Source organism: Allorhizobium paknamense (assembly GCF_030815125.1).
Lineage (GTDB): Bacteria > Pseudomonadota > Alphaproteobacteria > Rhizobiales > Rhizobiaceae > Allorhizobium > Allorhizobium paknamense.
Genome location: NZ_JAUSWH010000010.1, coordinates 53,897 through 79,337, shown reverse-complemented (window position 1 = coordinate 79,337; position 25,441 = coordinate 53,897). Strand labels below are relative to the sequence as shown.

At 61.4% G+C, this 25,441-nt stretch carries 22 protein-coding genes; 14 read left to right on the top strand and 8 right to left on the bottom strand.

Annotated features, from left to right (window positions below):
- The first annotated feature begins 2 nt into the window (after positions 1-2).
- The 4 genes from QO005_RS15450 to QO005_RS15435 all read left to right on the top strand — a co-directional run bounded on the left by QO005_RS15450 (position 3) and on the right by QO005_RS15435 (position 5,794).
- Entirely contained in the window at positions 3-1,469 is a 1,467-nt protein-coding gene (locus QO005_RS15450) for a carotenoid oxygenase family protein (RefSeq protein WP_307158950.1), read from the top strand.
- A 285-nt stretch (positions 1,470-1,754) separates the two neighbouring features.
- Positions 1,755-3,230, top strand: coding sequence for an aldehyde dehydrogenase family protein (locus QO005_RS15445; RefSeq protein ID WP_307158949.1), 1,476 nt, complete (start codon positions 1,755-1,757; stop codon positions 3,228-3,230).
- A 257-nt stretch (positions 3,231-3,487) separates the two neighbouring features.
- A complete protein-coding gene (locus QO005_RS15440; protein WP_307158948.1) occupies positions 3,488-4,702 on the top strand; it encodes an MFS transporter in 1,215 nt (404 codons plus the stop codon).
- 72 nt (positions 4,703-4,774) lie between these two features.
- A complete protein-coding gene (locus tag QO005_RS15435; protein WP_307158947.1) occupies positions 4,775-5,794 on the top strand; it encodes a SphA family protein in 1,020 nt (339 codons plus the stop codon).
- A 41-nt stretch (positions 5,795-5,835) separates the two neighbouring features.
- Here QO005_RS15435 and QO005_RS15430 read toward each other — a convergent pair whose 3' ends face one another.
- From QO005_RS15430 to QO005_RS15400, 7 genes are all read right to left on the bottom strand, one after another.
- On the bottom strand, positions 5,836-6,372 hold the full coding sequence (locus tag QO005_RS15430) for a flavin reductase (protein ID WP_307158946.1): 537 nt from the start codon (positions 6,370-6,372) through the stop codon (positions 5,836-5,838).
- A 130-nt stretch (positions 6,373-6,502) separates the two neighbouring features.
- The gene (locus tag QO005_RS15425; RefSeq protein WP_307158945.1) at positions 6,503-7,906 is read right to left on the bottom strand and encodes an amidase; all 1,404 of its coding nucleotides are present in this window, start codon (positions 7,904-7,906) and stop codon (positions 6,503-6,505) included.
- Positions 7,896-8,105: a hypothetical protein gene (locus tag QO005_RS15420; RefSeq protein ID WP_307158944.1), complete on the bottom strand. Its 210-nt coding sequence runs from the start codon at positions 8,103-8,105 to the stop codon at positions 7,896-7,898. The genes QO005_RS15425 and QO005_RS15420 overlap by 11 nt, the downstream gene beginning before the upstream one ends.
- Positions 8,105-9,115: an ABC transporter permease gene (locus tag QO005_RS15415; RefSeq protein WP_307158943.1), complete on the bottom strand. Its 1,011-nt coding sequence runs from the start codon at positions 9,113-9,115 to the stop codon at positions 8,105-8,107. Before QO005_RS15415 ends, QO005_RS15420 begins: the two co-directional genes overlap by 1 nt.
- Complete coding sequence (locus QO005_RS15410; protein WP_307158942.1) at positions 9,112-10,662, bottom strand: sugar ABC transporter ATP-binding protein; 1,551 nt, start codon at positions 10,660-10,662, stop codon at positions 9,112-9,114. Before QO005_RS15410 ends, QO005_RS15415 begins: the two co-directional genes overlap by 4 nt.
- A gap of 29 nt (positions 10,663-10,691) precedes the next feature.
- Positions 10,692-11,795 (bottom strand): sugar ABC transporter substrate-binding protein, encoded by a 1,104-nt coding sequence (locus QO005_RS15405; RefSeq protein WP_307158941.1) that lies wholly within the window; start codon positions 11,793-11,795, stop codon positions 10,692-10,694.
- Positions 11,796-12,092: 297 nt separating this feature from the next.
- Positions 12,093-13,310, bottom strand: a complete 1,218-nt coding sequence (locus QO005_RS15400) for an MFS transporter (RefSeq protein WP_307158940.1) — start codon at positions 13,308-13,310, stop codon at positions 12,093-12,095.
- Between the two features lie 159 nt (positions 13,311-13,469).
- Between QO005_RS15400 and QO005_RS15395 the strand changes: the two genes are divergently transcribed.
- The 5 genes from QO005_RS15395 to QO005_RS15375 all read left to right on the top strand — a co-directional run bounded on the left by QO005_RS15395 (position 13,470) and on the right by QO005_RS15375 (position 18,766).
- On the top strand, positions 13,470-14,264 hold the full coding sequence (locus QO005_RS15395) for a GntR family transcriptional regulator (protein WP_307158939.1): 795 nt from the start codon (positions 13,470-13,472) through the stop codon (positions 14,262-14,264).
- Positions 14,265-14,488: 224 nt separating this feature from the next.
- Complete coding sequence (gene rutA, locus QO005_RS15390) at positions 14,489-15,574, top strand: pyrimidine utilization protein A (protein WP_307158938.1); 1,086 nt, start codon at positions 14,489-14,491, stop codon at positions 15,572-15,574.
- 5 nt (positions 15,575-15,579) lie between these two features.
- A complete protein-coding gene (locus tag QO005_RS15385; protein ID WP_307158937.1) occupies positions 15,580-17,088 on the top strand; it encodes an amidase in 1,509 nt (502 codons plus the stop codon).
- Between the two features lie 175 nt (positions 17,089-17,263).
- Positions 17,264-18,124, top strand: coding sequence for an isocitrate lyase/PEP mutase family protein (locus tag QO005_RS15380; RefSeq protein WP_307158936.1), 861 nt, complete (start codon positions 17,264-17,266; stop codon positions 18,122-18,124).
- 15 nt (positions 18,125-18,139) lie between these two features.
- On the top strand, positions 18,140-18,766 hold the full coding sequence (locus tag QO005_RS15375) for an isochorismatase family protein (protein WP_307158935.1): 627 nt from the start codon (positions 18,140-18,142) through the stop codon (positions 18,764-18,766).
- On the opposite strand, the gene QO005_RS15370 is transcribed toward QO005_RS15375, so the two are convergent.
- Entirely contained in the window at positions 18,767-19,762 is a 996-nt protein-coding gene (locus tag QO005_RS15370) for a LacI family DNA-binding transcriptional regulator (protein WP_307158934.1), read from the bottom strand.
- Between the two features lie 209 nt (positions 19,763-19,971).
- Here QO005_RS15370 and QO005_RS15365 point away from each other — a divergent pair, with 209 nt between their 5' ends.
- From QO005_RS15365 to otnC, 5 genes are all read left to right on the top strand, one after another.
- Entirely contained in the window at positions 19,972-21,288 is a 1,317-nt protein-coding gene (locus QO005_RS15365; protein WP_370878086.1) for an MFS transporter, read from the top strand.
- Between the two features lie 261 nt (positions 21,289-21,549).
- Positions 21,550-22,476, top strand: coding sequence for an L-threonate dehydrogenase (gene ltnD, locus QO005_RS15360; protein ID WP_307158933.1), 927 nt, complete (start codon positions 21,550-21,552; stop codon positions 22,474-22,476).
- A 2-nt stretch (positions 22,477-22,478) separates the two neighbouring features.
- Complete coding sequence (gene otnI / locus QO005_RS15355) at positions 22,479-23,255, top strand: 2-oxo-tetronate isomerase (protein WP_307159055.1); 777 nt, start codon at positions 22,479-22,481, stop codon at positions 23,253-23,255.
- Positions 23,256-23,294: 39 nt separating this feature from the next.
- Positions 23,295-24,557 (top strand): 3-oxo-tetronate kinase, encoded by a 1,263-nt coding sequence (gene otnK / locus QO005_RS15350; protein WP_307158932.1) that lies wholly within the window; start codon positions 23,295-23,297, stop codon positions 24,555-24,557.
- On the top strand, positions 24,554-25,192 hold the full coding sequence (gene otnC, locus QO005_RS15345) for a 3-oxo-tetronate 4-phosphate decarboxylase (RefSeq protein ID WP_307158931.1): 639 nt from the start codon (positions 24,554-24,556) through the stop codon (positions 25,190-25,192). Before otnK ends, otnC begins: the two co-directional genes overlap by 4 nt.
- Positions 25,193-25,441: the final 249 nt, after the last annotated feature.

Below are 25,441 nucleotides of genomic sequence, written 5' to 3'. Positions count from 1 at the left end.
AAATGACCACACCGTTTCCCCGCATTCCAGAATTCACCGGCGCCCTTTACACCCCCGCCCGCTTCGAGGGTGAGGTGTTCGATCTTGAGGTGGAAGGAAAGGTTCCGGAGGAGATCGACGGCACGTTTTTCCAGGTTGCACCCGATCCGCAATATCCGCCCATGCTGGGCACGGACATGTTCTTCAACGGCGACGGCGCCATCAGCGCCTTCCGTTTCAAGAAGGGTCATGTGGATTTTCAGCGCCGCTATGTGATGACGGAGCGCCTGAAGGCGCAGCGTGCCGCCCGTGCCTCGCTGCATGGCGTCTACCGCAATCCCTATACCAATGATCCAAGCGTGCAGGATCTGAACAACAGCACCGCCAACACCAATGTCATCGTCCATGCCGGAAAGCTTCTGGCACTCAAGGAAGACAGCGCCCCCTATGCGCTTGATCCGGTCTCACTGGAAACCATCGGTCTTTGGGATTTCAACGGCCAGTTGACCAGCGCCACCTTCACGGCGCATCCGAAGATCGATCCCGCAACCGGCGACCTCCTCTGCTTCGGCTATGAGGCCAAGGGCGAGGCAACGCCGGATATCGTCTATTACGAGATCGATGCGCATGGCCGCAAGAAGCGCGAAACCTGGATCGTCGCACCCTATGCCGCAATGATCCACGACTTTGCCGTCACGGAACATTACGTGGTTTTCCCGCTGATGCCGCTGACCATCGACGTGGAGCGGATGAAGCAGGGCGGCAAGCATTTTCAGTGGCAGCCGGGCCTCGACCAGTTGTTTGGCGTGATGCGCCGGGACGGCGACGGTCGCGACGTGCGCTGGTTCACCGCCCCCAACGGTTTCCAGGGCCATACCTTGAACGCCTTCGACGACAGGGACCGCATCTACATTGACATGCCGGTGACCAGCGGCAACATTTTCTACTTCTTCCCGCAGGCAGACGGCACCGTCCCGCCGCCGGAGACGCTGTCGTCCAACATGATGCGGGTCACCATCGACATGACATCCAGCTCCAGCGGGCTGGAGATGACAGCCCTGACCCGCTTTGCCTGCGAGTTTCCCCGCAGCGACGACCGCTACATGGGCCAGCCGTACAATCACGGCTTCATGCTCGCCATGGATCCGACCAAGCCCTATGACGAGGCACGGATCGGCCCCCGCCCCTTCCAGTTCTTCAATCAACTGGCCCATCTCAATGTGGTGACCGGCAAGACGAAGACCTGGTTTGCCGACGACCAGTCCTGTTTCCAGGAGCCGATCTTCGTGCCAAAGAGTGCCGATGCCCCGGAAGGCGAAGGCTACGTCATCGGCCTGTGCAACCAGTTGGCCGAGCGCAGCACCGACCTGCTGGTGCTCGATGCCCAGCATATCGATGAAGGCCCGATCGCGACCATCAAGCTTCCCATGCGGCTTCGCATGTCGCTGCACGGCAACTGGGTACCCGGCAACGTGCTGAGCGCTGCCTGAAACCAGGCAGCGGACCAATGTGAGATAACCTGTATTGCGATTAAAGGCCTGCCAGTCTCACTCCGACCCTGGCAGGCTTTTGGATGAAATGCATTTTCGTAAAAATTCGGCCCATATAAAAGTCCGAAATTATCAAAATCTAATAATTTATATTGACGTTCTACAAATTCCTGCTGTATGGTCCTTTCCAGAGGAGATTGCTTCATCACGATTGGGTTGCCCACGGCGCCGGTCTTTCCGGGCGGCTGCGAACCTGTGTCTGAAGCCTTGCATGAGGAGGCTCGCGTGCAACAGAACGTCAATATGCCCACCCGCTTTCTTCCCGCCTATCAGGGCTTTACAGGCCAATATATTGCCGGTCAGTGGGTTGCGGGCAGCGAAGGGACGGCCCTTCTCGACCACAATCCCTATGACGATGCCGTTCTCGCCGAGATTTCGCAGGCGGGCCTTGCCGATCTGGATCGGGCCTTCGCCGCCGCACAACAAGCGCAAGGCCAATGGGCGGCAACGGCGCCTTCGGAACGCGCATCCGTCTTTCTCCGCGCCGTCGCCATCCTCGACAGCCGCCGCGATGAAATCATCGACTGGCTGATCCAGGAAGCAGGCAGCACCCGGATCAAGGCCGGGATAGAATGGGGTGCCGTCCGCGCCGGCATGCTGGAAGCCGCGACCATGCCAGCCGCCGCCCATGGATATCTGATGCCGGTGGACAGGCCCGGCAAGGAGGCGCGCGTCTACAAGAAGCCCGTCGGGGTCGTCGGCGTGATCAGCCCGTGGAATTTCCCCTTTCATCTCTCCAACCGCTCGGTCGCCCCGGCACTGGCGCTGGGCAACGCCGTGGTGCTCAAGCCCTCGAACGATACGCCGGTCACCGGCGGTCTCCTTCTGGCGAAGATCTATGAAGAGGCCGGTTTGCCACCTGGCGTGCTCAACGTCGTGGTCGGCAGCTCCTCCGTCATCGGCGATGCCTTTGCCCGTCACCCGGTTCCCCGCGTGCTGACCTTTACCGGATCAACCCCGGTCGGAAGGCATATTGCCAGGGTCGCGGGCGAGTCCCCCCTGCTGAAGCGGATCGGCCTTGAGCTGGGCGGCAATGCGCCCTTGGTCGTGCTGGATGATGCCGATCTGGAGAAAGCGGTCCATGCCGCCCTGATGGGCCGTTTCCTGCACCAGGGGCAGATCTGCATGAGCACCAATCGCATCATCGTCGATGCGTCGCTCCACGACCGCTTTGTCGAAGCCTATACGGAGGCGGCGAAAGCGGTAAAGTTCGGTGACCCCAACGCCCCGGATACGCTGGTCGGCCCGCTCTGCAATGATAATCAGCTTCGCAATGTCCGCGCGGCCATTGCTCTTGCCCGGGCCAGCGGCTTCCGCGAATGCCTTTCAGGACCGATCGAGGGACGTGTGGTGGCTCCCCATGTCTTTGCCGAGGTCACCAATGACAGCAAGTTTGCCCGCAACGAGATTTTCGGCCCGGTCGCACCCATCATCCGGGCACGGGACGAGGCGGAGGCCCTCGCTTTCGCCAACGACACCGAATTCGGCCTGTCGAGCGCCGTGTTCACCGGCAATGAAGCCCGGGGCCTTGCCTTTGCCCAGCGCATCGAAGCGGGCATGACGCATATCAACGACATCACCATTCATGACTATCCGCATGTGATGTTCGGCGGCGAGAAGAACTCCGGCCTTGGCCGCTTCAACGGCAAGTGGATCATTGAGGAATTCACGACCGATCACCTGATCACCGTCCAGCGGTAAGGGTTGCAGCGCCACGGCAGTGCAGGGCGGCGGAGGAAGCGCCCTGTCACATCATCCGGGCACGATCGAGCCAGGCACCCGCTCCTTGTTCCAGAGGGGGGCGCTGGCCGAGCAGAAAAGCCTCAGCAGGCGAGATCAACATTCTTGCGTCGGATGTCTCCGAAAACCGGTTCCCGCTTTTCGGTCCGATGCTCTCATGAGGAGTGCGGCACGCCCGCGCCCCGCAAACGGGGACGGCTGCCCGGGAGGAGGAAACCATGCAGCATCGCAATGCAGGATATCGTCAGGGGCTGCTTCTGGTGGCCGTAGCCTGGCTGGCACCGATCGGCTCAACCCTGTTCGCGCCGGTTCTGCCCCATATGATCGAGCATTTTTCGGCAGTTCCCCATGCCGCGCTGCTGGCGCCGGTGGCCCTGGTCACGCCTGCTCTGCTGGTGGCGCTGCTGGCGCCGGTTGCTGGCCTGCTGGCCGACCGTTTCGGGCGACGGCGGCTGCTGATGGCCGCCTTGACGGTCTATGCCCTGGCTGGCATCGCACCCTTCTGGATCGACAATCTCTACGGCATCATCCTGACGCGCATCGTCGTCGGCGTTGCAGAGGCCGGAGTGATGACAGCGAGTACGGCGCTGATCTGCGATTACTTCACCGGGGAAAGACGGGCGCACTGGCTGTCCGTACAGTTCGGTTCGGCAGCCTTGGTGGCGACGGTATGCTTCGTGCTGGCAGGCGCCCTCGGCTCCTACACATGGCGGGCCCCATTTCTGGTCTATGGCGGTACCGTCCTGTTTCTGCCGCTCATCCTTGCCCTGATCTTCGAACCCGCGCGAAACACCACACCGGAAGGGAAATCTGCTTCCAGTTCGGAGCGATTGATGACACTTCGTTTCATCGGCTGTCTGTTTATCACCCTGATCTGCGGCGCCCTCTTCTACGTCACGCCCGTCCATATTTCGCTGGTGCTGACGGAGCGCGGCTTTTCCGATCCCGCCATACTGGGTCTGGCCAGCGCCATGGGTTCGCTCGGGGTGGTGGCAGGGGCCGCTCTCTTCCGCTTCATGTCGCAAAGGTCCATCGGTGCGTTGCTGGCAGGCGCCATGGCCCTGCAGGCGCTGGGCTATTGGCTTCTCCATACCCAACCCTCGCTGCCCGGCGCCATCACCGGCATGTTTATCAACAATATCGGCTGCGGCATCTCTCTGCCGCTGGTGCTGGCCTTCACCATGAGCAGGCTGCCGGAAGACTATCGGGGCCGCGCTTCCGGCATCTGGACCTCGATGTTCTTCATCGGTCAGTTCCTCTGCCCCTTCCTTGTGGGGGGTGTTTCGACCGCCGCCGGCGGCATGGTGGAGGCCATGGCGTCCTTCACCATCGCAACAGGATTGGCCGCAGCCCTGCTGCTCATCGGCCTGATGTTTGGCCGGTCGCTGCGCGAACCCGCCACCACGGGGACCGCAGCAATACCGATGCATTGATCAAGAGACGATCCGGGGGAAACACCGCGACCACACTTTTCCCGGAACTGCTGAAAAAAGGGGGACCCGAGAGTGAAAAACAGAAAATGGAGCTTTCAGCTTGGCCTATCCGGCCTGATGCTGTGCCTGGCCTTTGGCCCGGCAGGTGCTGCGGAATTCTACCAGACCTCGACACCGGGCGCGACCAGCGACATCCGTGCGGCAGAGCTGCCACCGGAGCCCGGCTTCTACGCCATTGGCGGCCTTTGGGGCAATTGGCGGGATCGGCTCAATGACGGCAGCGGGCATGAAATGTATCCCGATACCAATGAACACCTCTTCCAGGGACAACTGGGTGGCATGTTCATCTATCCGGAGGAGGTGTTGGGCGGCCGGGTGGCCTCCTCGCTGATCTTCGTTTACGGCAAGCACGACCTCACCATCACCAAGACCCTGCCCGTGACGCTGACCAACAGGAATACCGGCTTTTTCGATGCCTATTCCGACCTCTTCTTCTGGTCGAAGAGCTGGTATGAGGGCCCCCCGGCCACGGCGCCCGGACAGCCACAACCCAGCGCCGATTTCGTGCCACCCATGCCGGTCGGTTTCACCCTGGGCCTCGGCGTGGGTGTGACCGCCCCCATCGGCAAGTTCGACAATGGCGCCGTGGGCAATCCGGGCTTCAACAACTGGGTTCTCTCTCCCAATATTGCCGTCACCTACCGCACAAGGCCCATTCTGCTGGACGCCACGGAATTTTCGGCCCGCCTCTTCTACAATCATAATTTCGACCGGGACGATTCCACCGGTGGCTTCACCTATCGTGACGGCGATTATCTTTCTGCCGATTTCGCGGTGACGGAACGTTACAATCGCTACCAGTTCGGCCTGGCTGGAAACATCAAATGGCAGGTGCAGGACGATGACGGCTCACCCGCCGTTCCCGCAACCGACGGCCAACGGCACAAATCCATCCGGATCGGGCCGATCCTCGCGGTGGACTTTCCGGAATCGCGCAGCACCATCTCGCTGAAATTTCTCACCGATGTCTATTCCCGCAACGCCTTTGAGGGGAACTATCTGCAGCTCAGCTTCATTCGCAAGATCTGGTAGCGCGGCACCTTTGTGCTTAACCAACTCCGGGCAGAAATCTATCAGCCCTCCAGCAGGGAGGGCTGACCAAGCCGATGGTAACGGCGCTGGTGATAGGCCAGCACGTCATCTGTCTGCCCCTCCCGCACCATGACGACACGGCAGAACAGCACATCATGGGTTCCGGATGGGACGCGCGTATCGATGATGCAATCGAAGGAGACGGCGGCATCGGCCAGAACCGGCGCGCCGGTCTCGCCTTTCAGCCAACGGGCAGCGGCAAAACGTTCCTCCATCGGCGTCTTGCCGCCGAACAGGCCGGAAAGGACGGTATGCGAAGGCGTCAGCGTATTGACCGTCAGCACGCCATTCTCCTTGAAGGCCTGATAGACCGAGCTGGAGCGATTGAGGCAGACGAGCAGCGTCGGCGGCGTATCGCTGACACTGCATATGGCCGTGGCGGCAAAGCCCGCCCGGCCCGCCGCGCCATCCGTCGTCACGATATGGACGGCAGCACCGACGCTCGCCATGGCGCTGCGAAACAGGTCACGGTCAACCATCTGGTCACCGGGTGAGAAATGGGGCTGGATTGTATTCATCGAACACTTCCTTTTTAGAGCATAATCCGACCGGAGTGAAACGAGGGTCGACAAGATTATGCTTCAAAAATAAACCGTTAGAGCGCTGATCTGATTCAATCAGATCGAAAAGCGCCTAATGAGGATTTCCTCAGGCGGCGGCTTTCAACGTGAAGGGCGAAAGCGCCAAAACCCGCTCCAGATGACGGGCCACCGAAACCGCGAGATCTTCCCGCCAGGGCCGCGCCACCACCTGAAGCGCAATCGGCAGGCGCTCGCGGCTGGAGGCCACCGGCAGCGTCACGACCGGCAGGCCGAGATAGGAAAAGGGCCGGGTCAGCGAGGTCATGGCGCTGATCACCTCATTCATCCGGCTGCCAGCGCCGACATCCACATCCCGATCCAGCGGCGCGACAAAGGGCATGGCGGGCAGGATCAGCACATCTGAGGCGGCAAAACTTTGTTCGAGAAAGCGCGCCAGCATGACGGACCGGATCTGCAAGGCCCGCACATAAAGAGGACCTGGAATGGCAAGCCCTTGCGACAGCCGCATCCGCACCTGCGGTCCGAAGCGTTCCGGCTCTTTGCGCATCCCGTCGAAATGCACGGCAGCCGCCTCGGTCATCGCCACGGCATTGGCAAGCTCCGTCACTGCTTCCAGATGAGAGAACGGCGCATCGGCCAGTTCCGCCCCCTCGCCTTCGAGGACCCGGGCGGCGGATTGAACCGCTTCTCCCACCTCGTCGGACAGCGATTGCAGGAGAGGGCCTTTGGCAAGTCCGATCCGCAGACCTTTCACCCCATCCAGCAGCGGGCGCAGCGGCGCATCGAGACAGGTGGGATCGTGACCATCCGGACCGCTGATCAGCGACAGGATCAGCCAGGCATCCTCGACACCCGTCGCCAGAGGTCCGATACAATCCTGGGAGAAGGAGAGCGGCATGGCCCCGTGACGGCTGACGCGGCCTTGCGTGGGCTTGATGCCCACCGTGCCGCAACAGGCCGCTGGCAGGCGGATGGAGCCGCCGGTATCGGAGCCCAGCGCCGCCAGCACCACCCCTGCCCCCACCGCCGCACCCGAGCCGCTGGACGAGCCGCCAGTGATCCTCTCCGGATCGATGGGGTTGATGGCCCTTCCATGGTGATGGTTATGCCCCGTCGGTCCCATGGCGAATTCGGACATGTTGAGCCGCCCGATGGAAAAGCTGCCCGCCTGTCCAAGCCGGGCCAGCACGGTGGATGTTCCCATGGCGACATGACCGGCACGGATGAGCGATCCGCAGCCGGTGATGCGTCCCGCCTCATCGAACATATCCTTGTGCGCCAGCGGTAAGCCATGCAGCAGGCCGGTGTTGCGGCCCGTCGCCCGTGCCGCATCGGCCTGTCGCGCTGAGCTCAGCGCATGGTCCTCATCGATCTCGATAAAGGCATTAAGGCGGCGCTGGCTGGCCTTGGCGCGGGACAGCGCCGCTCTCGTCATCTCCTCTGAGGAAATCGCACCGCTGCGGATCGCCTCCGCCGCCTGCTTCAGGCTTGCCGGATGATCAAGGGTCATGGGTGATCTCCTTGAGCATCAGCGCCAGAAAATGCGCGGGCTCGACGGAAAACAGCCCGTCGCCGCTGGAATGCCTGCCGATCGCCCCGGCATCCCGCGCCACCTCCCCCAGCATGGCGATCCTTTCGGATGGCGTGGCGGGACGGTCCCAAAAGGCCTGTGCCAACAGGTCGGGCAAGTTGTCGTTGCAGCCTTCCATCAGCTGAATTCCTGCGGCTGGCGATTGCGGACCAACTGGCTCAGCGCCACCGCAATGACCAGTGCACCGCCATAAAACAGGTTCTGCACATAGGCATCCGCCCCCAACATGGTCAGCCCCGTAATGCCGGTCACGAGGAAGTAGACACTGATGACCGCGCCAAAGGCATTGAACCGCCCCGGCGAAATGGTCGTTGCCCCGAGAAAGGCGGCAGCGAAGGCAGGCAGAAGCAGGTTGAGGCCGGAAAGCGGATCGGCAGATCCCGTCATGCCGGCATAGAAGACCCCGGCGAGGGCGGCGATCAGACCGGAGAGGATGAAGGATATGGCCCGGACCCGATCCACCGCAATCCCGTTCAGCCTTGAGACTTCACGCCCGCGCCCGACAAACAGCAGCCTGCGCCCGGCAATTGTGTATTCCAGCACATACCAGAGCAGTGCGGCCAGGATCAGCGCATAGAAGAAGGCAAGCGGGATACCGAAGAGCCGATTGATGATCACCCATTCCACCAGCGACATCGACACGCCCGAAATGGTCTGGGACTTGCTGATCCACAGGATGAGCCCGTTGACGAAGGTGCCGACACCCAGCGTCACGATCAGCGAATGGATGCGGAAATAGAGAACGAAGAAGGCATTGACCGCGCCGATGATCACGCCGCTCGCCAGCGCGATTGCCAGCGTCGGCGCCAGCGGCCAGCCCTCCCGGGCATTGAGGACGCCGATCAGCATGGCGCTCATCGTGAGCGTCGAGGCGCCCGACAGATCGAAATCTCCCGAGGTCAGCGGAATGATGATGCCGAGCGTCAGCACCACCAGCACAGCCTGCGAGCCGAACATGGTGGAGAAATTGCGCCAGCTCAGAAAGGACTCCGGCATCAACACGCCGAAAATCACGATCAGCAGCAGCCAGGCGCCGACCAGCGCAAAGCGCTCGCCTTCCTGCTTCAGCGCAAGGCGCGGCAGGCTCCTGGGCTTGAGGGGTTTGGCAGACACATCCATCGTGGTCATTCTGCGGCCTCCGCGGTTTGGCTTTCGCTGTAGAAACAGGCTTCGGTGATGGCCCGGCGGTTGATCTCCGCCCCTTTCAGCTCCACGACCGGACGCCCGCGTGCGAAAACGAGGATACGGTCGGCGATCTGTTCGAGCTGCTCATTATCGGTGGAGGCGCAGAGAATGGCGGTTCCGGCGCGGGCAGCCTGATCCAGAGCCGTGAAAATCTGCTGGCGCGCGCCGAAATCGACACCCTGGGTGGGTTCGTCCAGCAAAAGCAGCCGGGGCCTGGTTTGCAGCCATTTGGCCAGAAGCACCTTTTGCTGGTTACCGCCGGACAGGGCTGCAAGCGGCAGCGCCGGGCGTCTCGGGCGCACATCGTGCAGCTCGGACAAAAGGCCCGCCTGCCGCACCATGCCGGGCCGATCCAGGCCGTAAAGCCGCCGATGCTCATCAAGCACCGGCAGGGTGATGTTATCGGTGATCGACAAGCTGCCGATCCCTGCCGCGCCCAGCCTGTCCCCCGGCAAGAGCGCAAGACCGAGCGCCTGCGCCTTGCCGGGCGTCAGCCGGGCAAGATCGATGGTCTTGTCTGCCAACGTCATCGTGCCGGAGGCGCGGGCCGCGCCGAAGAGCGCATAGGGAAGGCTGGCAAAACCGGAGCCGATCAACCCTGTCACGCCGAGCACCTCACCTTCGGAGATGCTGAAATCGAAGGGGGCGGCATGCCCTGTCGTCAGGTCGCGAACCGTCACGGCCGCCGCGCGCGAGGCCGTCTCCCGGCTCTTGCTGAAGGCTTCGATCCGGCTGCCGACGATTGTGTCGAGAATGGCCTGCCGTTCGCTGGCCCGCGTGTCGAGAATATCGACGAGTTCGCCATCCCGCAGTACCGCCACGCGGTCGGTGATGTCGCGCACCTCATCAATATCATGGGTGACGATGATGACAGATGCTCCACGGGCGACGATAGAGCGGATCAGCGTGAAAAGACGGCCAACATCCTCGGCGGGCAAAAAGGGTGTCGGCTCGTCGAGCACCAGAATCCCCTCGCCGCCATGACCGGCATCCGAGGCTTTGAGATCCTCGAAGGCGCGAATGATCGCCACGAAAGCCCGTTCCACCGGCGAGAGCGAGGCAATGGTGGCGAAGGGATCGATGCTGAGACCAAAATCGGCAAACAGCGCCGCCACCCGCCTTGCCTCGCGCCGCCAGTTGACGAACCAGGGTGTGCGGGTTTGCAGGGCCGTAACCCGCATGTTTTCCACCACCGTCAGCGAGGCGATCAGCCCAAGATGCTGGTGCACGAAGGCCACGCCGCGCTTTTTGATGTCCATCTGGTTCAGCGGCAACGGCATCACCTGGCCCCACAGCACCACGTCGCTGCCCTGCTCCGGCTGGTAAAAACCCGCCAGCACCTTGATCAGCGTCGATTTGCCGGAACCGTTCTGGCCGAGCAGGCCGAAGACCTCACCGCGCCGCACCGAGAGCGACACCCCCTTCAGCGCCTGATGGCTGCCGAAACGCATTCGGATATTTCGCATGTGAAGCACGGCATTCTCAGTCATGGCGGGCTCCTTTGCCATCCTGCGGCGGCTTATTTGAGCTTCCACAGTTTGCGAAAACCTTCGAGATGGGCATCGCCATAGCCATCGTTGAAATTGGCCGGAATGCCCGCGGTCTTGATATTGCGCTCATCGAAGATCAGGAGCGGCACGTTCAGCTTGGAAGCAGACGGCAGGCCGCACATCATCCGCATGATATTGTCCACCGCCGCATAGCCTGCCCAGCCCAGGCTTTCGCCAATATCCATCTGCACATGGCCTTCCCGCACCATATCCAGCACGAAGGGGGTGCCATTGAAGCTTGCGATCTTCACCGCGCCTTCCGACCCGGTGATGCGCAGCGCCGGCACCACGAATTGCGACATGGAATCATAGATCGGCAGGATGAAGTTGATCGAGGAATCGGCCAGCAGGGCCGATTGCACCCCGGGCTGGATCTTCGTTGCCCATTCGGAAACCGGCACATCCAGATGCTTCTGCTTGCATTCAGGGCAAAGCGTCTTCAATTCGGACTGGATGGATTGAACGAACGGCGTGGAGGGCAGCACGTCGGATGAGCCGATGATCAGCACATTCGGCTTGCCACCGGTCTTCACATAAGCCCAGGCGGCCAGCAGCCGGCCTGCCTCGGTAAAATCCACCTTGGTGGTGTAATCGACGCCTTTGAACTGCTCCTGCGTCACGTCATAAAGGTGGGTGGTGCTGATCTTCAGCCCCGCGGCCCGCGCTTCGGCCAGTTGCGGGCCGAGAACTTCCGGATTGAGGCCGCCCGCCACGTCCAGCACGTCATATTTCTGGCTAATGGCCTGAGAAACGCCCTGGATCCACTGGTCGACCTTCAGCTGATTGTCCCAGGTGGTGTAGGTAAAGCCCACTTCCTTGGCTGCTGCCGCCATGCCCTTCTGCAATTCGACGCTGAAGGGAATGGTCATCGAAATCGGGATGGAGAGCACCTTTTTCCCCGCCATGCAGGCCTTGGCATCGAAGGCTTCGCCCGGCGGCGTAAAGACCGGCATGGCCTCATGCGCCGCCACGATGGCCTTGGCATCCTCCATCGGACCAGCCTTTCCCTGCGCCGTCAAAGACAGCATGGCCGCACCGGCCAGCATGGATGTCAGCAGAAATCGGCGCATCATCGACAGTCCCCTTCCTTGTTGCCACGGGCTATCCCTCAGCCTTGTTGGAAGATAATGTACGGACATAAACGAAAGTCCGTCAACGGGATTCTGCCTATTTTTTTACATTGCCTATTCGGCGGGCAATTGCCGCTTTCACCCCTCAAAAAATGCGCAAAGGCTGGTCAGTCCGCCTCACGGCCACAACAAGAAAAACAAGGAATTCGCAATGAAAACAGGCCATAATCTGGCATGCAGACCTTTCTGCAATCGCAGAGACCCTATCCATATGTCTGTACATGCAAGACGCGGAAAGCCTCAATCCCGCAGGCAATGCGCCCGCCAGGCGGCCACCATTCCGGTAAACCCGAACAGGGAGAAGACCAGGAAGCTCGCGCCGTAATGCCCGGTCAGTGCGTAAAGAGCGGCGAAGCTGGACGGCCCGACGATCACGCCGATGAAGGTATAGACCAGCGCACCACCGGTAATGGCACCCACCCGCGCTTCAGGTGCGTGATGGGCCACTTCCGCCAGCAAAACCCCGTTCCAGCCGATGGTCACCGCGCCGATCAGCACGAAAAGGCCTGCCTGCACGGCAGGAGGGAGAACACTCAGCCAATAGAGGCAGGCAAAGCCCGTGCCGCCGAGCAGGCCAAGCAGGGCCAGTGTCAGCAAGCCGCCGCCGAGGCGATCGGCGACAGCGCCCCAGAACACCCGCCCGAAGGCGCCAGCGCTTTGCATGGCGGCCGCCACTGCTCCTGCCGCCAGCAGCGACCAGCCGGCATCATGCACCAGGGTGACGACGGCAAAGGCGGAGACGGAAAGCTGCATGGCGGAATAGGCAAAGCCCAGCCCGCTCAAGGTGCGAAGCGGCCTGCTTTTCCAGATGATTGATTGCTCCTCAAGAAAGCCGCGCCCGAAGGAGGCGGGCTTTGCCGCCTGCTTCGGCTCCGCCGCGTGAATGAAGGCCAGAAGGCCCATGGTGACGATGGGCGCCAAGGCTCCGAGCAGCAAGGCCTCGTGCCAGCCGACATGCGCGGTGAGAAACGGAAAGACAAAACTGGCGCAAAGCCCACCCAGCGGCACGCCCGCCTGCTTGAGCGAAAAGACGATATTGCGCCGATGCTGCGGCGTTACACGGCTCAGCATTTCCGAGGAGGCCGGATTGTTCAGGCCATAACCGAGTCCGATGGACAGCGAGGCCAGCACCATGACCGGCACCCAGCCGGTGGCAATTCCAGCAAAGCCCAGCGCCACTGAGGCCAGCGCCACCTGCTCCACTTTCACCGGGCCATAGCGCTGCACAAGGCTTCCCGCGACCGCCGAAGACAGCATGCCGGAGGTATAGATCAGGCTGATCTGATAGCCGATCCAATGCGCGCCAATCTGCATGTCGCCCGCCACGGTTGGCGCAATTGCCGTCAGCGCCAGCACGCTGGCCGTGGCCACCACCTGGATGAGCGTGGCGACGGCCAGCGTCTGGAAAAGCGAGGATACCGGCGCAAGACGCCGCTCTCCGGCAAGGATGTCCGACATGGTGGGAGCCTTGGATTGATCGGGAAAAACTGGTATTTGTCCGTACTAACTGATTTCGGCATGCAGCGCAACATCTGGGCCGCAGAAGCAGGCCTGCCGGAAACTGTTTGATTCTCTTGCTGAAAACCTGTTCATAGGAGCAATCGAATGGATCTGGGCATGACAGCAATCGACAGGCAGGCGCAAGCGGACGAGGCAGAAACCAGCGACATGGAGTGGCGGCCGGAGCTGACCACTGCGCCGCTCTACCTGCAGGTGGCCCACCATCTGGAGGCGCGCATCCGCAGCGGCGAATTTCCCGTGGGCTCGCTTCTGCCGACCGAGAACGACCTTGCCGCGACCCTTGGCGTCAGCCGTCAGACCGTGCGCCAGGCCATTGCGACCCTGCGCTCCGGCGGCAGGCTTTCCGCGCGAAAGGGCGTTGGCACCCGGGTCGAGGCGGGCATGGATGTTGCCCGCCGCCACTTTATCGCCCATTCCCGCTCCGAACTGTTCGAAGTGGCCAGCAATACGGAATTCGTCATCTCCACCCGACAGGAAATTTCCGCCCAGGGGCGGCTTGCGGTGGAACTGGGTTGCCGGGCAGGCCGCCGCTTCCTGCACATGACCGGCGTGCGCTATACCGCCGGGCGACAGAAGACGTTTTCCTGGAACGAGGTCTATGTCGATGCAAGGCTTGCGCCTGCCGTCAAGGATGTCGAAGTGGCGAAGTCAGCCATCTTCCACCTGATCGAGGAATATACCGGCGAGATGATCCATGAGATCCAGCAGGACATCAAGCCCGTGGCACTGACCGCAGACATCGCCGAACGAATCGGCTGCAAGCAAGGCGACCTCGCCTTGCAGGTGACCCGCCGCTATTATGCCAGCGGGCGGCGGCTGATCGAATACGCCTTCCAGATTCTGCCGGCGGACCGGTTTACCTACACCACGACGTTGCGCGCCGAAACCTGACGGCCACGCCCTCCCCATTCTGAACTCAATCCCTGATCGCCGCTGCTTTGCGCATTTGCGCAGGATTCGCGCCATGGGTTTGGCATGGTTTTCAGCGATATGACTAAAAAATAATCAAGCCTAAATTTGTAACAATTTCACTCTGGACAGCCGGAGCAAATTTTGCATTAGTTCGTACATACAAACTTCGAGCAGGTCCGAAACCGACAACAAGGGGAACCGCAATGGATATCGGAGTCTTCATTCCCATCGGTAACAATGGCTGGCTGATTTCGACGGCTGCGCCGCAATACAAGCCAAGCTTCGAGTTGAACAAGGAGATCGTGCAGAAGGCAGAGGCCTATGGGCTCGATTTCGCGCTGTCGATGATCAAGCTGCGCGGTTTTGGCGGCCAGACGGAATTCTGGGATTACAATCTCGAATCCTTCACGCTGATGGCGAGCCTTGCCGCCGTTACAAAGCGCATCAAACTCTTTGCCTCCACGGCGGTGCTGACCCTGCCGCCCGCCATCGTCGCACGCATGGCCACCACGATTGATTCCGTTGCGCCGGGCCGGTTCGGCGTCAACATCGTTTCCGGCTGGCAGATGGCCGAATATGACCAGATGGGCCTATGGCCGGGCGATGATTATTTCGGCTATCGCTATGATTATTCCACCGAATATGTGCAGGTGATGAAATCGCTCTGGGAAACTGGCGCCTGCACCTTTGAAGGCAAGCACTTCACCATGAAGGATTGCCATATGAAGCCCATGCCCGAGCACAAGATCGAAATCGTGGCTGCCGGGCAGAGCCCGCGCGGCATGGTCTTCGCCGCCGATTATGCCGATTACAACTTTGTCATGGGATCAGGCATCAATACCCCCACCGCCTATGCTCCGGGCAATGAACGGCTTTTGGAAGCCACCGCCAAAAGCGGCCGCGATGTCGGTTCCTACGTGCTGTTCATGGTCATCGCCGATGAAACCAACGAAAAGGCGGAGGCGAAGTGGGAGGCATACCGCGCCGGTCAGGATGTGGAGGCGCTTGCCTGGATGGCCGATCAGGGCAGCAAGGATGTGACGGCAGATGCAACATCCACCGGTCGCCATATCAATCTTCCCGAAGGTGCTGTGAATTTCAACATGGGCACGCTGGTCGGCTCCTATGCCAAGGTTGCCCGTATGCTGGATGAAGCCGCGTCCGTACCGGGCACCAAGGGCATCATGCTGACCTTCGATGACTTCCTGGCTGGCCTCGACCATTTCGGCCAGCATATTCAGCCGCTCATGGCCTGCCGCAGCCAGATCAGCGCGGTGGCCGCGGAATAGGGCCCGTGGACGGTTCCAGCACCACCCAGGCAATGGCCTTGATCGATCCGCTGGCGATGATCGACCCGGGCCAATCGCTCGATCTTCTGGAGGCTGGCCTTGCAGCGGCCAGCCTCCCTCAGCCCAGCGCGCCCGCTGCCTCTGCTTTGGCAGGCAGCGTTGGCGAAGCAGGCGCCACCGATCTTCTCGCAGCCTATGCAGACGGCGGCCTGACCCCGTCCGCCGCGTTCCACGCCCTGAAGACAGCAATAGACGGCAGCCGCGCAGGCACGGAAGCGGTGCTGCGCCTGACCGCAGGGCTGGAGGAAAGCCTTGCCGAAAGTGACCGGCGCTGGGCGGATGGTACGGCACGGCCCCTGGAGGGCGTGTTTTTCGGCGTCAAGGACATCATCGATGTTGCCGATACCCCAACAACCTGCGGGTCGCTTTTGACCGGCAACCGCATTGCCCCTGCCGATGCAGAGGTGGTGGCGCGCCTGAGGGCGGCGGGGGCCATTCCGCTGGCCATGCTCGCCACCACGGAATTTGCCTGCGGCGGGCCGCATAATCCGCGCTTTGGCGCCGTCTCCAATCCCTGGGATGACACGCGCTGGACCGGCGGTTCCTCCACCGGCTCGGGTGCGGCGCTCGCCGCCCGGTTACTGCCGCTGGCGCTTGGCACCGATACGGGCGGCTCCATTCGCGTGCCCTCCTGCTGGTGCGGCACGTCGGGCCTCAAACCCACCCGCGACCTCGTTTCCCGAAAAGGCGTAGCACCGCTTTCCTGGACGCTGGACCATGTGGGGCCGATGGCGCGCAGTGTCGGTGACCTCGCCCATGTCCTGCCCTTCATGACGGCAAGAGGCAGGCCTGCGCCACCGGAAATGCCGCGCAGACCTTTGCGCCTCGGCATCCCGTCCAACTGGTTTATCGAAAAGGTCGATGCGTGCGTGCTGGAAAACTGGCAGGCCGCACTGTCCCTGCTGGAAGCGGAGGGCTGCGAGCTCATCGCCCTGCCGCCGCTCGATATCGCCAGCATGCATTCTGCCGGATGGACGATCCTGCTTTCGGAACTGGCAAGCTTGCAGGCGCGCCATGTCGATCAGGCAGAGCATTTCGACGCCGGGCTTCTCATCCGCCTCAAACAGGGCATGGGCCTTTCGGCTGCCGATTACGGCACGGCGCTGCAACAGCGCCTGGCCGCGCAACAGCAATTTCTGGCCGTGTTCGAGACGGTGGATCTGATCGTCACGCCTGGGGTGGGCGGCGAGGCCGGATCACTGGAAACACTGACGGTCGATGTGAATGGCGCGGCGCTACCCTTTCAGGAGATCATTTCGCGCAACACCATGATCTTCGACTATCTGGGTTTTCCCGCCCTGATGCTGCCTTCGGGCCTTGGGACGCAGGGCCTGCCGACAGGTCTACAGATCGCCGGGCCGCCGGGGGCGGATCATCTGTGCCTTTCACTCGGCATGTTCTATCAATCCCTCACCAGCCATCACCGGAACAGGCCTACACTTTCGCGCCGATGAAGCCTGTCGGCTTGCAAGGGTCGGCGCCCCCCTTACTGCATAATTCCTTAAATCGGAATGGATTTAAGGAATTATGCAGTAGATTTAAAGTGTTACAGCGTCCTTTGTGCGTTTGATAAACGCACGGCGCTGTATGCTGCCTGTACTCAAGACTCTATAAAAACAGGAGGAAACCATGGCCGATCCCAGGCTGAAACAGGCGCTTGCGCAAAAGCAATTCATCCTCGCGCCCGGCGTGTTCGACCTTATTTCGGCGCTGATTGCCGACCGCAGCGGCTTCAAGGCGCTGTATGTGACCGGCTACGGCACTGTTGCCTCCTATCTCGGCCTGCCGGATGCGGGCCTTGCCACCTATCGCGACATGATCGAGCGCATCGGGCAGATTGTGAAGATGACGAAAACGCCGGTGATCGCCGATGCCGATACCGGCTATGGTGGCCTTCTCAACATGCGGCATACGATCCGTGGCTATGAGGCGGCGGGCGTCACGGCCATCCAGATCGAAGACCAGGAATTTCCCAAGAAATGCGGCCACACGCCCAACCGGCGCGTCATTGCGCTGGAAGACATGGTGCGCAAGATCAAGGTGGCCTGCGACAGCCGCTCCAGCGCCGATTTCCTGATCATCGCCCGCACCGATGCCCGAACTGGTCTGGGGCTGGATGAGGCGCTGCGCCGTGCCGAGGCCTATGCCCAGGCGGGCGCGGATGTTCTCTTCGTGGAATCGCCGGAAAGCGAGGCGGAAATGCAGACCATTGCCGCGCGCATTGATGCACCGCTCTTTGCCAACATGGTCAATGGCGGGCGCACCCCGCTTCTGTCGGCCAAACGGCTGGAGGAGATCGGGTATGCAGTGGCCATCCACCCGGCGCTCGGCTTCCTGAGTGCGGGAGCCGCTCTCGCCAATGCCTATCGCGACCTCAAGGAGAACGGCATCACCTCGCCGGAGATCGATCTCTATTCCTTTGCGGACTTCAACACACTGCTGGGCTTCGAGGATGTCTGGGAATTCGAGCGGCGCTATGCGGAATTATAAAGAGGAATGGCTTTGATGCAGGATCTCGATGAAAATTACCGCATCGCCTATGGCAACAGGGTGGGCTTCGGCAAGCGTCCGGCGCTGGTGCTGATTGATTTCGCCAAGGCCTATTTCGAGCCGGATTGCGTGCTCTATGCCGACGTGGACGCAGCGCTTGCTTCGGCGCTCAGGCTCCGCGCCGCGGCGCATGCGGCCCATATTCCCGTGGTGCTGACGGAAGTGACCTATCAACCCGGCGGGCGCAATGGCGGGCGCTTCTTTGAAAAGGCAAAACCCCTTGCCTGTTTCGTCAAGGGTGAGAAAACCGCCGAATTCGCAGAAGGCCTGGTGCCCGGCCCGGAGGATATCATCGTCTCCAAGCAATATCCTTCCGCTTTTTTCGGCACGTCGCTTTCCTCCACGTTGACGGCCATGGGCATCGATACCGTGGTGCTGACCGGCTTGACGACCAGCGGCTGCGTCAGGGCGTCCTGCGTGGATTCCATGTCGCACGGCTTCATAACCGCCGTCGTTCGCGATGCCTGCGGCGATCGCCACCCCGCCCCGCACGAAGCCAATCTTTTCGATATGAATGCCAAATATGCCGATGTCGTCTCGGAAGCAGAGACGCTTGCCTACTTCAGCGCCTGCGGGATGTGACTACAGCGTGCCGCCGGGGATCAGCGTGAAGCCCAGATCGAGCGTCTGTGCCGGCGCGTCGTTCAAAAACAGTTCGGCAGCGCGCTGGCCGGTTTCGATGCGCGGCGTAAGCACGCTGGCGATGGGCTGCGGCGTATGGCGGCAGATATCGAGCGCATTGAAGCCGATGAGGGAGAGATCGCCCGGCACCGAAAGGCCCACAGCGAGACAGTGGAAATAGCCACCCAGCGCCATGTCGTCATTGGAAAAATAGACGGCGTCGAGATCGGCATGCCGCGCCAGCAGGGCGGCAAGCCCGGCCTTGCCTGCGCCAACCGAGGAGGGCGCATCACAGATCTCCCGGGCCGCGAGGGTGAGGCCTGCCGCCGCAAGGCCCTCCAAAAAGCCGCTGAAACGCTTGGCGCTGCGCGTGTCACGCTCCAGATCGTGACCGACATAGGCAATCTTGCTCCGGCCCGCCGCAACAAGACGTGCTGCCGTTTCGCGGCCTGCGGCGCGATGGGAAAAGCCAACGGCGATATCGAGAGGCTCGCCATCGATGTCCAGCAATTCCACGATGCGGCAACCGGAGGCGCGCAGCATGCGGCGCGTGCCCTCGCTGTGTTCAAGCCCAACCAGCATCACCGCCGCCGGCCGCCAGGCAAGCACGGCAGCCACCAGCGCCTCTTCCTTTTCCGGATCGTAATCGGTGACGGCAAAGACCGCCTGACGCTGCCGCGCTTCCAGCGTTCTGGTGATACCGCTCATCAGATCGGCAAAGACGATATTGGACAGCGACGGCACGAGAATGGCAACGAGAGGCGTGCCCGTGGAGGCAAGCGCCCCGGCGATCCGGTTCGGCACGTAACCCAGCCGCTCCACCGCCTCCATCACACGCATCCGGGTTTTTTCCGAGAAGGATCCGTGATTGCGCAGCACGCGTGACACCGTGCTTTCGCCGACACCGGCGGCCTCGGCAACGTCCGTCAGGGTAATGAGGCTGGTTTTCTGATCCATGGGGCGGGCCGTGCAAGCGGAGGAATCGTGGTGCCAGCATATCACGTTCCTCTCATCGATGTTCAATGGCAGCGCTGCCAGATTCACTCTTGGCAGCGCTGCCAAAATCCGATACAGGAATTGGCAGCGCTGCCAATCGGAGGATTTTCAGGCAGCGGCCAGCGCGTGGGGGTTCAGCGCGCCTGTTGGTTCATTGGAGGAGGATGATCATGACGATGCTCGAACAGGCATCGGCAGCGCCCTTGAGCGTGGCCGATGCCGTGGAAAACACTGCCTATCGAAAAGTCTTCTGGCGGATCGTGCCGTTCCTGATGCTATGCTATGTCGTGGCCTATCTGGACCGCGTGAATGTCGGTTTCGCAAAATTGCAGATGTCGAGCGAGCTTGGCCTTTCGGATGCCGCTTATGGTATCGGGGCCGGTATCTTCTTCATCGGCTATTTTCTATTTGAAGTGCCGAGCAATCTCCTGATGAACAGGGTGGGCGCGCGGATCTGGATCGCCCGGATCATGGTCACCTGGGGGATCATTTCCGCAGCCTTTGCCTTCACCACCTCGGAAACGGTTTTCTACCTGCTGCGCTTTCTGTTGGGGATTGCCGAAGCGGGCTTTTTCCCGGGCATCATCCTGTATCTGACCGCGTGGTATCCGTCGGCCCGGCGGGCACGGATCATCGCGACCTTCATGTCGGCCATTCCGGTTTCTGCAATCTTCGGCAATCCGCTTTCGGGCTGGATCATGGATAGCTTCCATAAGGCCCACGGTCTTTCGGGCTGGCAGTGGATGTTCCTGATCGAAGCGCTTCCGGCCGTGCTGCTGGGCGTTGCCGTGTTTTTCTATCTCGATAACCGCATAGAGGAGGCGCGCTGGCTGAGTGGGGCGGAAAAATCCGTTCTTCTTGCCAATATGGAGGCGGAAAACCGGGTTAAATCGTCCAGCCCACACAGCCTTGGCGATACGCTTCGCGATGGCCGCGTCTGGCTGATGAGCCTCATCTATTTCTGCTTCGTGCTTGGCCAGTACGGCCTGAATTTCTGGATGCCGACGCTGGTCAAGGCGTCCGGCGTGGTGGGCAATTTCAATGTCGGCCTCGTCTCTGCCATTCCCTATATCTGCACCTTCATCGTGATGCTGGCGCTTGGCCGCTCCGCCGATCATTTCCGCGAACGGCGCTGGCATCTGGTGGTTCCGGCGGGCTTCGCCTGCATCGGCTTCGTCGCAGCCACCGTGGCGCCGAGTATTCCGCTGGCCATTGCCGCCCTGTCTGTTGCCGCCGCCGGAGCGATTTCCTGTGCGCCGCTCTTCTGGTCGCTGCCCACTGCATTTCTCGCCGGAACCGGCGCTGCCGCCGGCATCGCCTGGATCAACTCGCTCGGCAATCTTGCGGGCTTCCTCGGGCCTTTCATGATCGGCACCCTGAAAGACATGACCGGCAATAACGCCATCGGCATGTATTTCCTGGCCGTCGCGCTGGTGATCGGCTGCATTGCAACGCTGTGTGTTCCCGCGAAAACGGTGAATCGCTAGTGCATTGATCCAAACAAAGGATTCATCTTGGTTTGGAAAAATCAATGCATAAACAAAGATCTAGTGCACGTTAGCATGAACAACGTGAATGCGTCAGTGCACTAGAGCATTTCCAGGAGAAGTCTATAGCGATTTTCTGCCGGGAAATTTGTAAAAACAAAGGGTTAGAGCGCATATCCAATTCCAGCAGTGCTCTAGACTGTTCTGCCCCATCCGGCCCCCCGGGCCGGATGAATGTTCCGATGTTCAAGGAGACATTACATGTCCGTTTCTCACTCTGTCAGCACGCCAAGGGTCGCTGCCGTGATCGGCCTCGGTTCCATGGGGTTTGGCATGGCGCTTTCCCTCAAGAGGGCGGGTCTTGAGGTGCTGGGTGCCGATGTTTCGCCTGAGGCCGTGGCGCGCTTCGTCAGCGAAGGCGGGCGCGGGTTCACCAACCTGCCAGCCGAGATCGGTGAGGCGGAGATCGTCGTTTCCGTGGTCGTCAATGCCGCGCAGACGGAAACCGTACTGTTCGGACCGGAGGGGATTGCCACAAAGATGCGGCCGGGCGCGGTCTTCATCTCGTCGGCCACCATGGATCCGGCCATTGCCCGCCGTCTCTCCGCCCGGCTGGAGGCAAATGGCATTCATTATCTCGATGCGCCGATCTCCGGCGGCGCGGCGCGCGCCGCCAAGGGCGAACTGACCATCATGGCCTCCGGCACGCACGCGGCCTTTGCCGCAGCCCGCCCTGCGCTCGACGCCATGGCTGCCAAGGTCTATGAACTGGGCGATGCCGCAGGCCTCGGCGCAGCCTTCAAGATGATCAATCAGCTTTTGGCCGGTGTGCATATCGCCGCCGCCTGCGAGGCCATTACCTTTGCCGCCAAGCAGGGGCTGGACCTTGAGAAGGTCTATGAGGTCATCACCGCCTCCGCCGGAAATTCCTGGATGTTTGAAAATCGCATCCCGCATGTGCTCGCAGGGGATTATACGCCGCTCAGCGCCGTGGACATTTTCGTCAAGGATCTCGGCATTATTCAGGACATGGCGCGCAGCGAGCGCTATCCGGTGCCCTTGAGCGCTGCGGCGTTGCAAGTCTATCTCGCCGCTTCGGGAGCGGGGATGGGACGCGATGACGATTCCTCGCTGGCCCGGCTTTATGCGCAGCTTTCCGGTGCGCAACTTCCTGAAAAGGCAGAATGATCATGCCCGTCTTCGCCGCCAATCTGACGATGATGTTCACCGAGTGGTCCTTTCTCGATCGCTTCGATGCCGCCGCTGAAGCTGGATTTTCCGCCGTCGAATATCTCTTCCCCTATGAAGCTTCACCCGAGGCCATTCAGGCGCGATTGACCCGCAATAACCTGACGCAGGCGCTGTTCAACATGCCGCCCGGCAATTGGAGCGCGGGCGAGCGTGGGATTGCCGCCCTGCCCGACCGCTTCGAGGAGTTCCAGACAGGCGTGGCCCAAGCGCTGGACTATGCCGAGGCAACCGGCGTCCAGCGGCTGCACATGATGGCGGGCGTGGCCGATCCTGCGGATGCGAAAGCCGTTGCAAGCTATCGCCGTGCTCTGGACCACGCGGCAGCCCGGCTGGCGCAAAAGGGCCTCGATCTGCTGCTGGAGCCGATCAATGGCCGCAACATGCCGGGCTATTTCCTGAACAGTTTCGACACGGCTGAGGCCTTCATCCGCCAATCCGGGCACGCCAATGCAAAACTGCAATTCGACATTTATCACTGCCAGATCCTGCATGGCGACGTCACCACGCGGCTGAGACAGGCCCTGCCGCTGGTCGGGCATGTACAGATTGCCAGCATTCCCTCCCGCAACGAGCCGGATGGCGAGGAACTGAACTATCCCTTCCTGTTGTCCGAACTGGACCGGCTTGGCTACCAGGGATTTGTCGGCTGCGAATACAATCCGCGCGGCAGTACAACCGACGGTCTTCATTGGTTTGAGCCGTTCAAGAGGCCCTGACTGACGTTGCCTGACCAATCTTTCGAGGGAGATCGAACAATGCCTCTCTTTCTCGGCGTCATTGCCGATGATTTTACCGGCGCCACCGATATTGCCAGCATTCTCGCCCGCGAAGGCATGAAGGTGGTGATGACCATCGGCATTCCCCGGCCAGGCTTTGACATCGGCGATGCCGAGGCCGTGGTGGTGGCACTGAAATCGCGTACCATTCCCGCCGATCAGGCCGTTTCACAGTCGCTGGCAGCGCTGGCCTGGCTGAGCGAGCGCGGCGCTGGGCAGATCTTTTTCAAATATTGCTCGACCTTCGATTCCACGGCGGCGGGCAATATCGGCCCGGTGGCGGATGCGCTTGCCGAGGCGCTCGGTGCGGAGATTGCCGTGGTCTGCCCGGCCTTCCCGCAAAACGGCAGGACAGTTTTCAACGGCCATCTCTTCGTCGGACGGCAATTGCTGCAGGATTCGCCGATGAAAGATCATCCGCTCACCCCCATGCGGCGCTCCGACCTGGTGGCGCTGATGGCGGAACAGTCGGCCCATCCCGTCGGGCTTGTGCCGCATGAGGTGGTGTCCGCGGGCGAGGCAGCCATTGCCGGTGCTTTTGCGGCGGCCCTGTCCGAGGGCAAGCGCTTTGTCGTCGTCGATGCCATTCATGATGCGCATTTGCGGGTGCTGGGAAAGGCTGTGCGCAGCCATCGGCTGCTGACCGGCGGGTCAGCACTGGCCATGGGGCTGCCGCAGAATTTCGGCATCAGCCGCAAGGCGGAAAAAAGCAACGGCACAAGCCCCGCTGCAAAGGTGAAAACGGCCATCCTCTCCGGCAGTTGCTCTCAGGCGACGCGCCAGCAACTCCTTCGCGCCAAGGCGCTTTGGCCAAGCCTGCGGATAAACCTCGATGCCGTGGCCGACGGTCAGTCGGTGGTGGAAGAGGCGCTTGCCTGGGCGCGCAGTCAGTCGGAGAGCGTGCCGGTGGTGATCTACGGCTCCGCCGATCCGGCGGAGGTGGAGGCAAATCAGCAGCGCTATGGACGGGAACGGGCGGGCGCGATGATGGAACAGGCGCTTGCGGCCATTGCCAGCGGTCTGGTGGCCGACGGCACTGCCCGCCTGCTGGTGGCGGGTGGGGAAACCTCTGGCGCGGTCATTTCAGCCCTGAAGATTAAAGGTCTGACCATTGGCGCGGAAATCGCCCCTGGCGTACCCTGGACCACGACGCTTGCCGCCAATCCCTTGCAAGTGGCGCTGAAAAGCGGGAATTTCGGCGGCCCCGATTTCTTTGAACGCGCCCTGGAGATTGCCGGATGAGCGAGACCAAACAGCGCGAACAGATTGCCTCCTTTGCCAAATCCCTGTTCGACCGCGGCCTGACCGCAGGCTCCACCGGCAATATCAGCCTGAAGGTCGAGGATGGCTGGCTGATGACGCCCACCGGCTCCTCCATGGGGACGATTGACCCCGCCCGGATTTCCAAACTGGACAGAGAAGGCCGCCATGTCGCCGGCGATCTGCCGACCAAGGAAGCCTTTCTGCACCGGGTGATGTATCAGACACGGCCAAAGGCGGGCGCGGTGGTCCATCTCCACTCCACCCATTGCGTTGCCGTCAGTTGCCTGTGCGACCTGAATGCCGAGGACGTGCTGCCGCCTTTGACCGCCTATTATGTGATGCGGGTGGGCCGTCTGCCGCTCGTGCCCTATTTCCCGCCCGGCGATGAGGCGCTGGCTCAGGCGGTGGCGGATAAAACGCTGAATGCCCATGCTGTGCTGCTGGCCAATCACGGGCCGGTGGTCGCAGGCGCCGACCTGGCGGAAGCGGTCTACGCAGCGGAGGAACTGGAGGAAACCGCCAAGCTGTTTCTGATGCTGCGCGGCGAAAAGACCAGGCCGCTCACCTGCGATGAAACGACGGAGTTGAACAGGCGCTTTCCGAACAAGATTTAACCACGGAAACTTTCTATCGCTCCGTTTTCCAGCATGTCCGGACAGAGAACCGGATTCCGCTTTTCTCAGGACAATGCTCTGATACCAAGGCTCGAAGATGCTAACGCATCCTCGCCTTGAAGATATTTCGAATATCTCAAATGCATCAGGGGCTTGAGATATTCGAAAATGGAATACGGAGAGTCATCTTCAATGACTCTCCGTATGACACGGGCTGTTTCCCAGCCCTTTGCCGACTCGACGCGATTT

Bases quoted from the DNA above. Each gene is read 5' to 3' on its own strand.
- QO005_RS15420 (WP_307158944.1), bottom strand. From the start codon at position 8,105: ATGGAAGGCTGCAACGACAACTTGCCCGACCTGTTGGCACAGGCCTTT.
- QO005_RS15410 (WP_307158942.1), bottom strand. From the start codon at position 10,662: ATGACTGAGAATGCCGTGCTTCACATGCGAAATATCCGAATGCGTTTC.
- QO005_RS15375 (WP_307158935.1), top strand. From the start codon at position 18,140: ATGCAGGATCTCGATGAAAATTACCGCATCGCCTATGGCAACAGGGTG.
- QO005_RS15425 (WP_307158945.1), bottom strand. From the start codon at position 7,906: ATGACCCTTGATCATCCGGCAAGCCTGAAGCAGGCGGCGGAGGCGATC.
- QO005_RS15415 (WP_307158943.1), bottom strand. From the start codon at position 9,115: ATGACCACGATGGATGTGTCTGCCAAACCCCTCAAGCCCAGGAGCCTG.
- otnI (WP_307159055.1), top strand. From the start codon at position 22,479: ATGCCCGTCTTCGCCGCCAATCTGACGATGATGTTCACCGAGTGGTCC.
- QO005_RS15450 (WP_307158950.1), top strand. From the start codon at position 3: ATGACCACACCGTTTCCCCGCATTCCAGAATTCACCGGCGCCCTTTAC.
- otnK (WP_307158932.1), top strand. From the start codon at position 23,295: ATGCCTCTCTTTCTCGGCGTCATTGCCGATGATTTTACCGGCGCCACC.
- QO005_RS15400 (WP_307158940.1), bottom strand. From the start codon at position 13,310: ATGTCGGACATCCTTGCCGGAGAGCGGCGTCTTGCGCCGGTATCCTCG.
- QO005_RS15395 (WP_307158939.1), top strand. From the start codon at position 13,470: ATGACAGCAATCGACAGGCAGGCGCAAGCGGACGAGGCAGAAACCAGC.
- QO005_RS15380 (WP_307158936.1), top strand. From the start codon at position 17,264: ATGGCCGATCCCAGGCTGAAACAGGCGCTTGCGCAAAAGCAATTCATC.
- ltnD (WP_307158933.1), top strand. From the start codon at position 21,550: ATGTCCGTTTCTCACTCTGTCAGCACGCCAAGGGTCGCTGCCGTGATC.
- otnC (WP_307158931.1), top strand. From the start codon at position 24,554: ATGAGCGAGACCAAACAGCGCGAACAGATTGCCTCCTTTGCCAAATCC.
- QO005_RS15405 (WP_307158941.1), bottom strand. From the start codon at position 11,795: ATGATGCGCCGATTTCTGCTGACATCCATGCTGGCCGGTGCGGCCATG.
- QO005_RS15365 (WP_370878086.1), top strand. From the start codon at position 19,972: ATGACGATGCTCGAACAGGCATCGGCAGCGCCCTTGAGCGTGGCCGAT.
- QO005_RS15440 (WP_307158948.1), top strand. From the start codon at position 3,488: ATGCAGCATCGCAATGCAGGATATCGTCAGGGGCTGCTTCTGGTGGCC.
- rutA (WP_307158938.1), top strand. From the start codon at position 14,489: ATGGATATCGGAGTCTTCATTCCCATCGGTAACAATGGCTGGCTGATT.
- QO005_RS15430 (WP_307158946.1), bottom strand. From the start codon at position 6,372: ATGAATACAATCCAGCCCCATTTCTCACCCGGTGACCAGATGGTTGAC.
- QO005_RS15370 (WP_307158934.1), bottom strand. From the start codon at position 19,762: ATGGATCAGAAAACCAGCCTCATTACCCTGACGGACGTTGCCGAGGCC.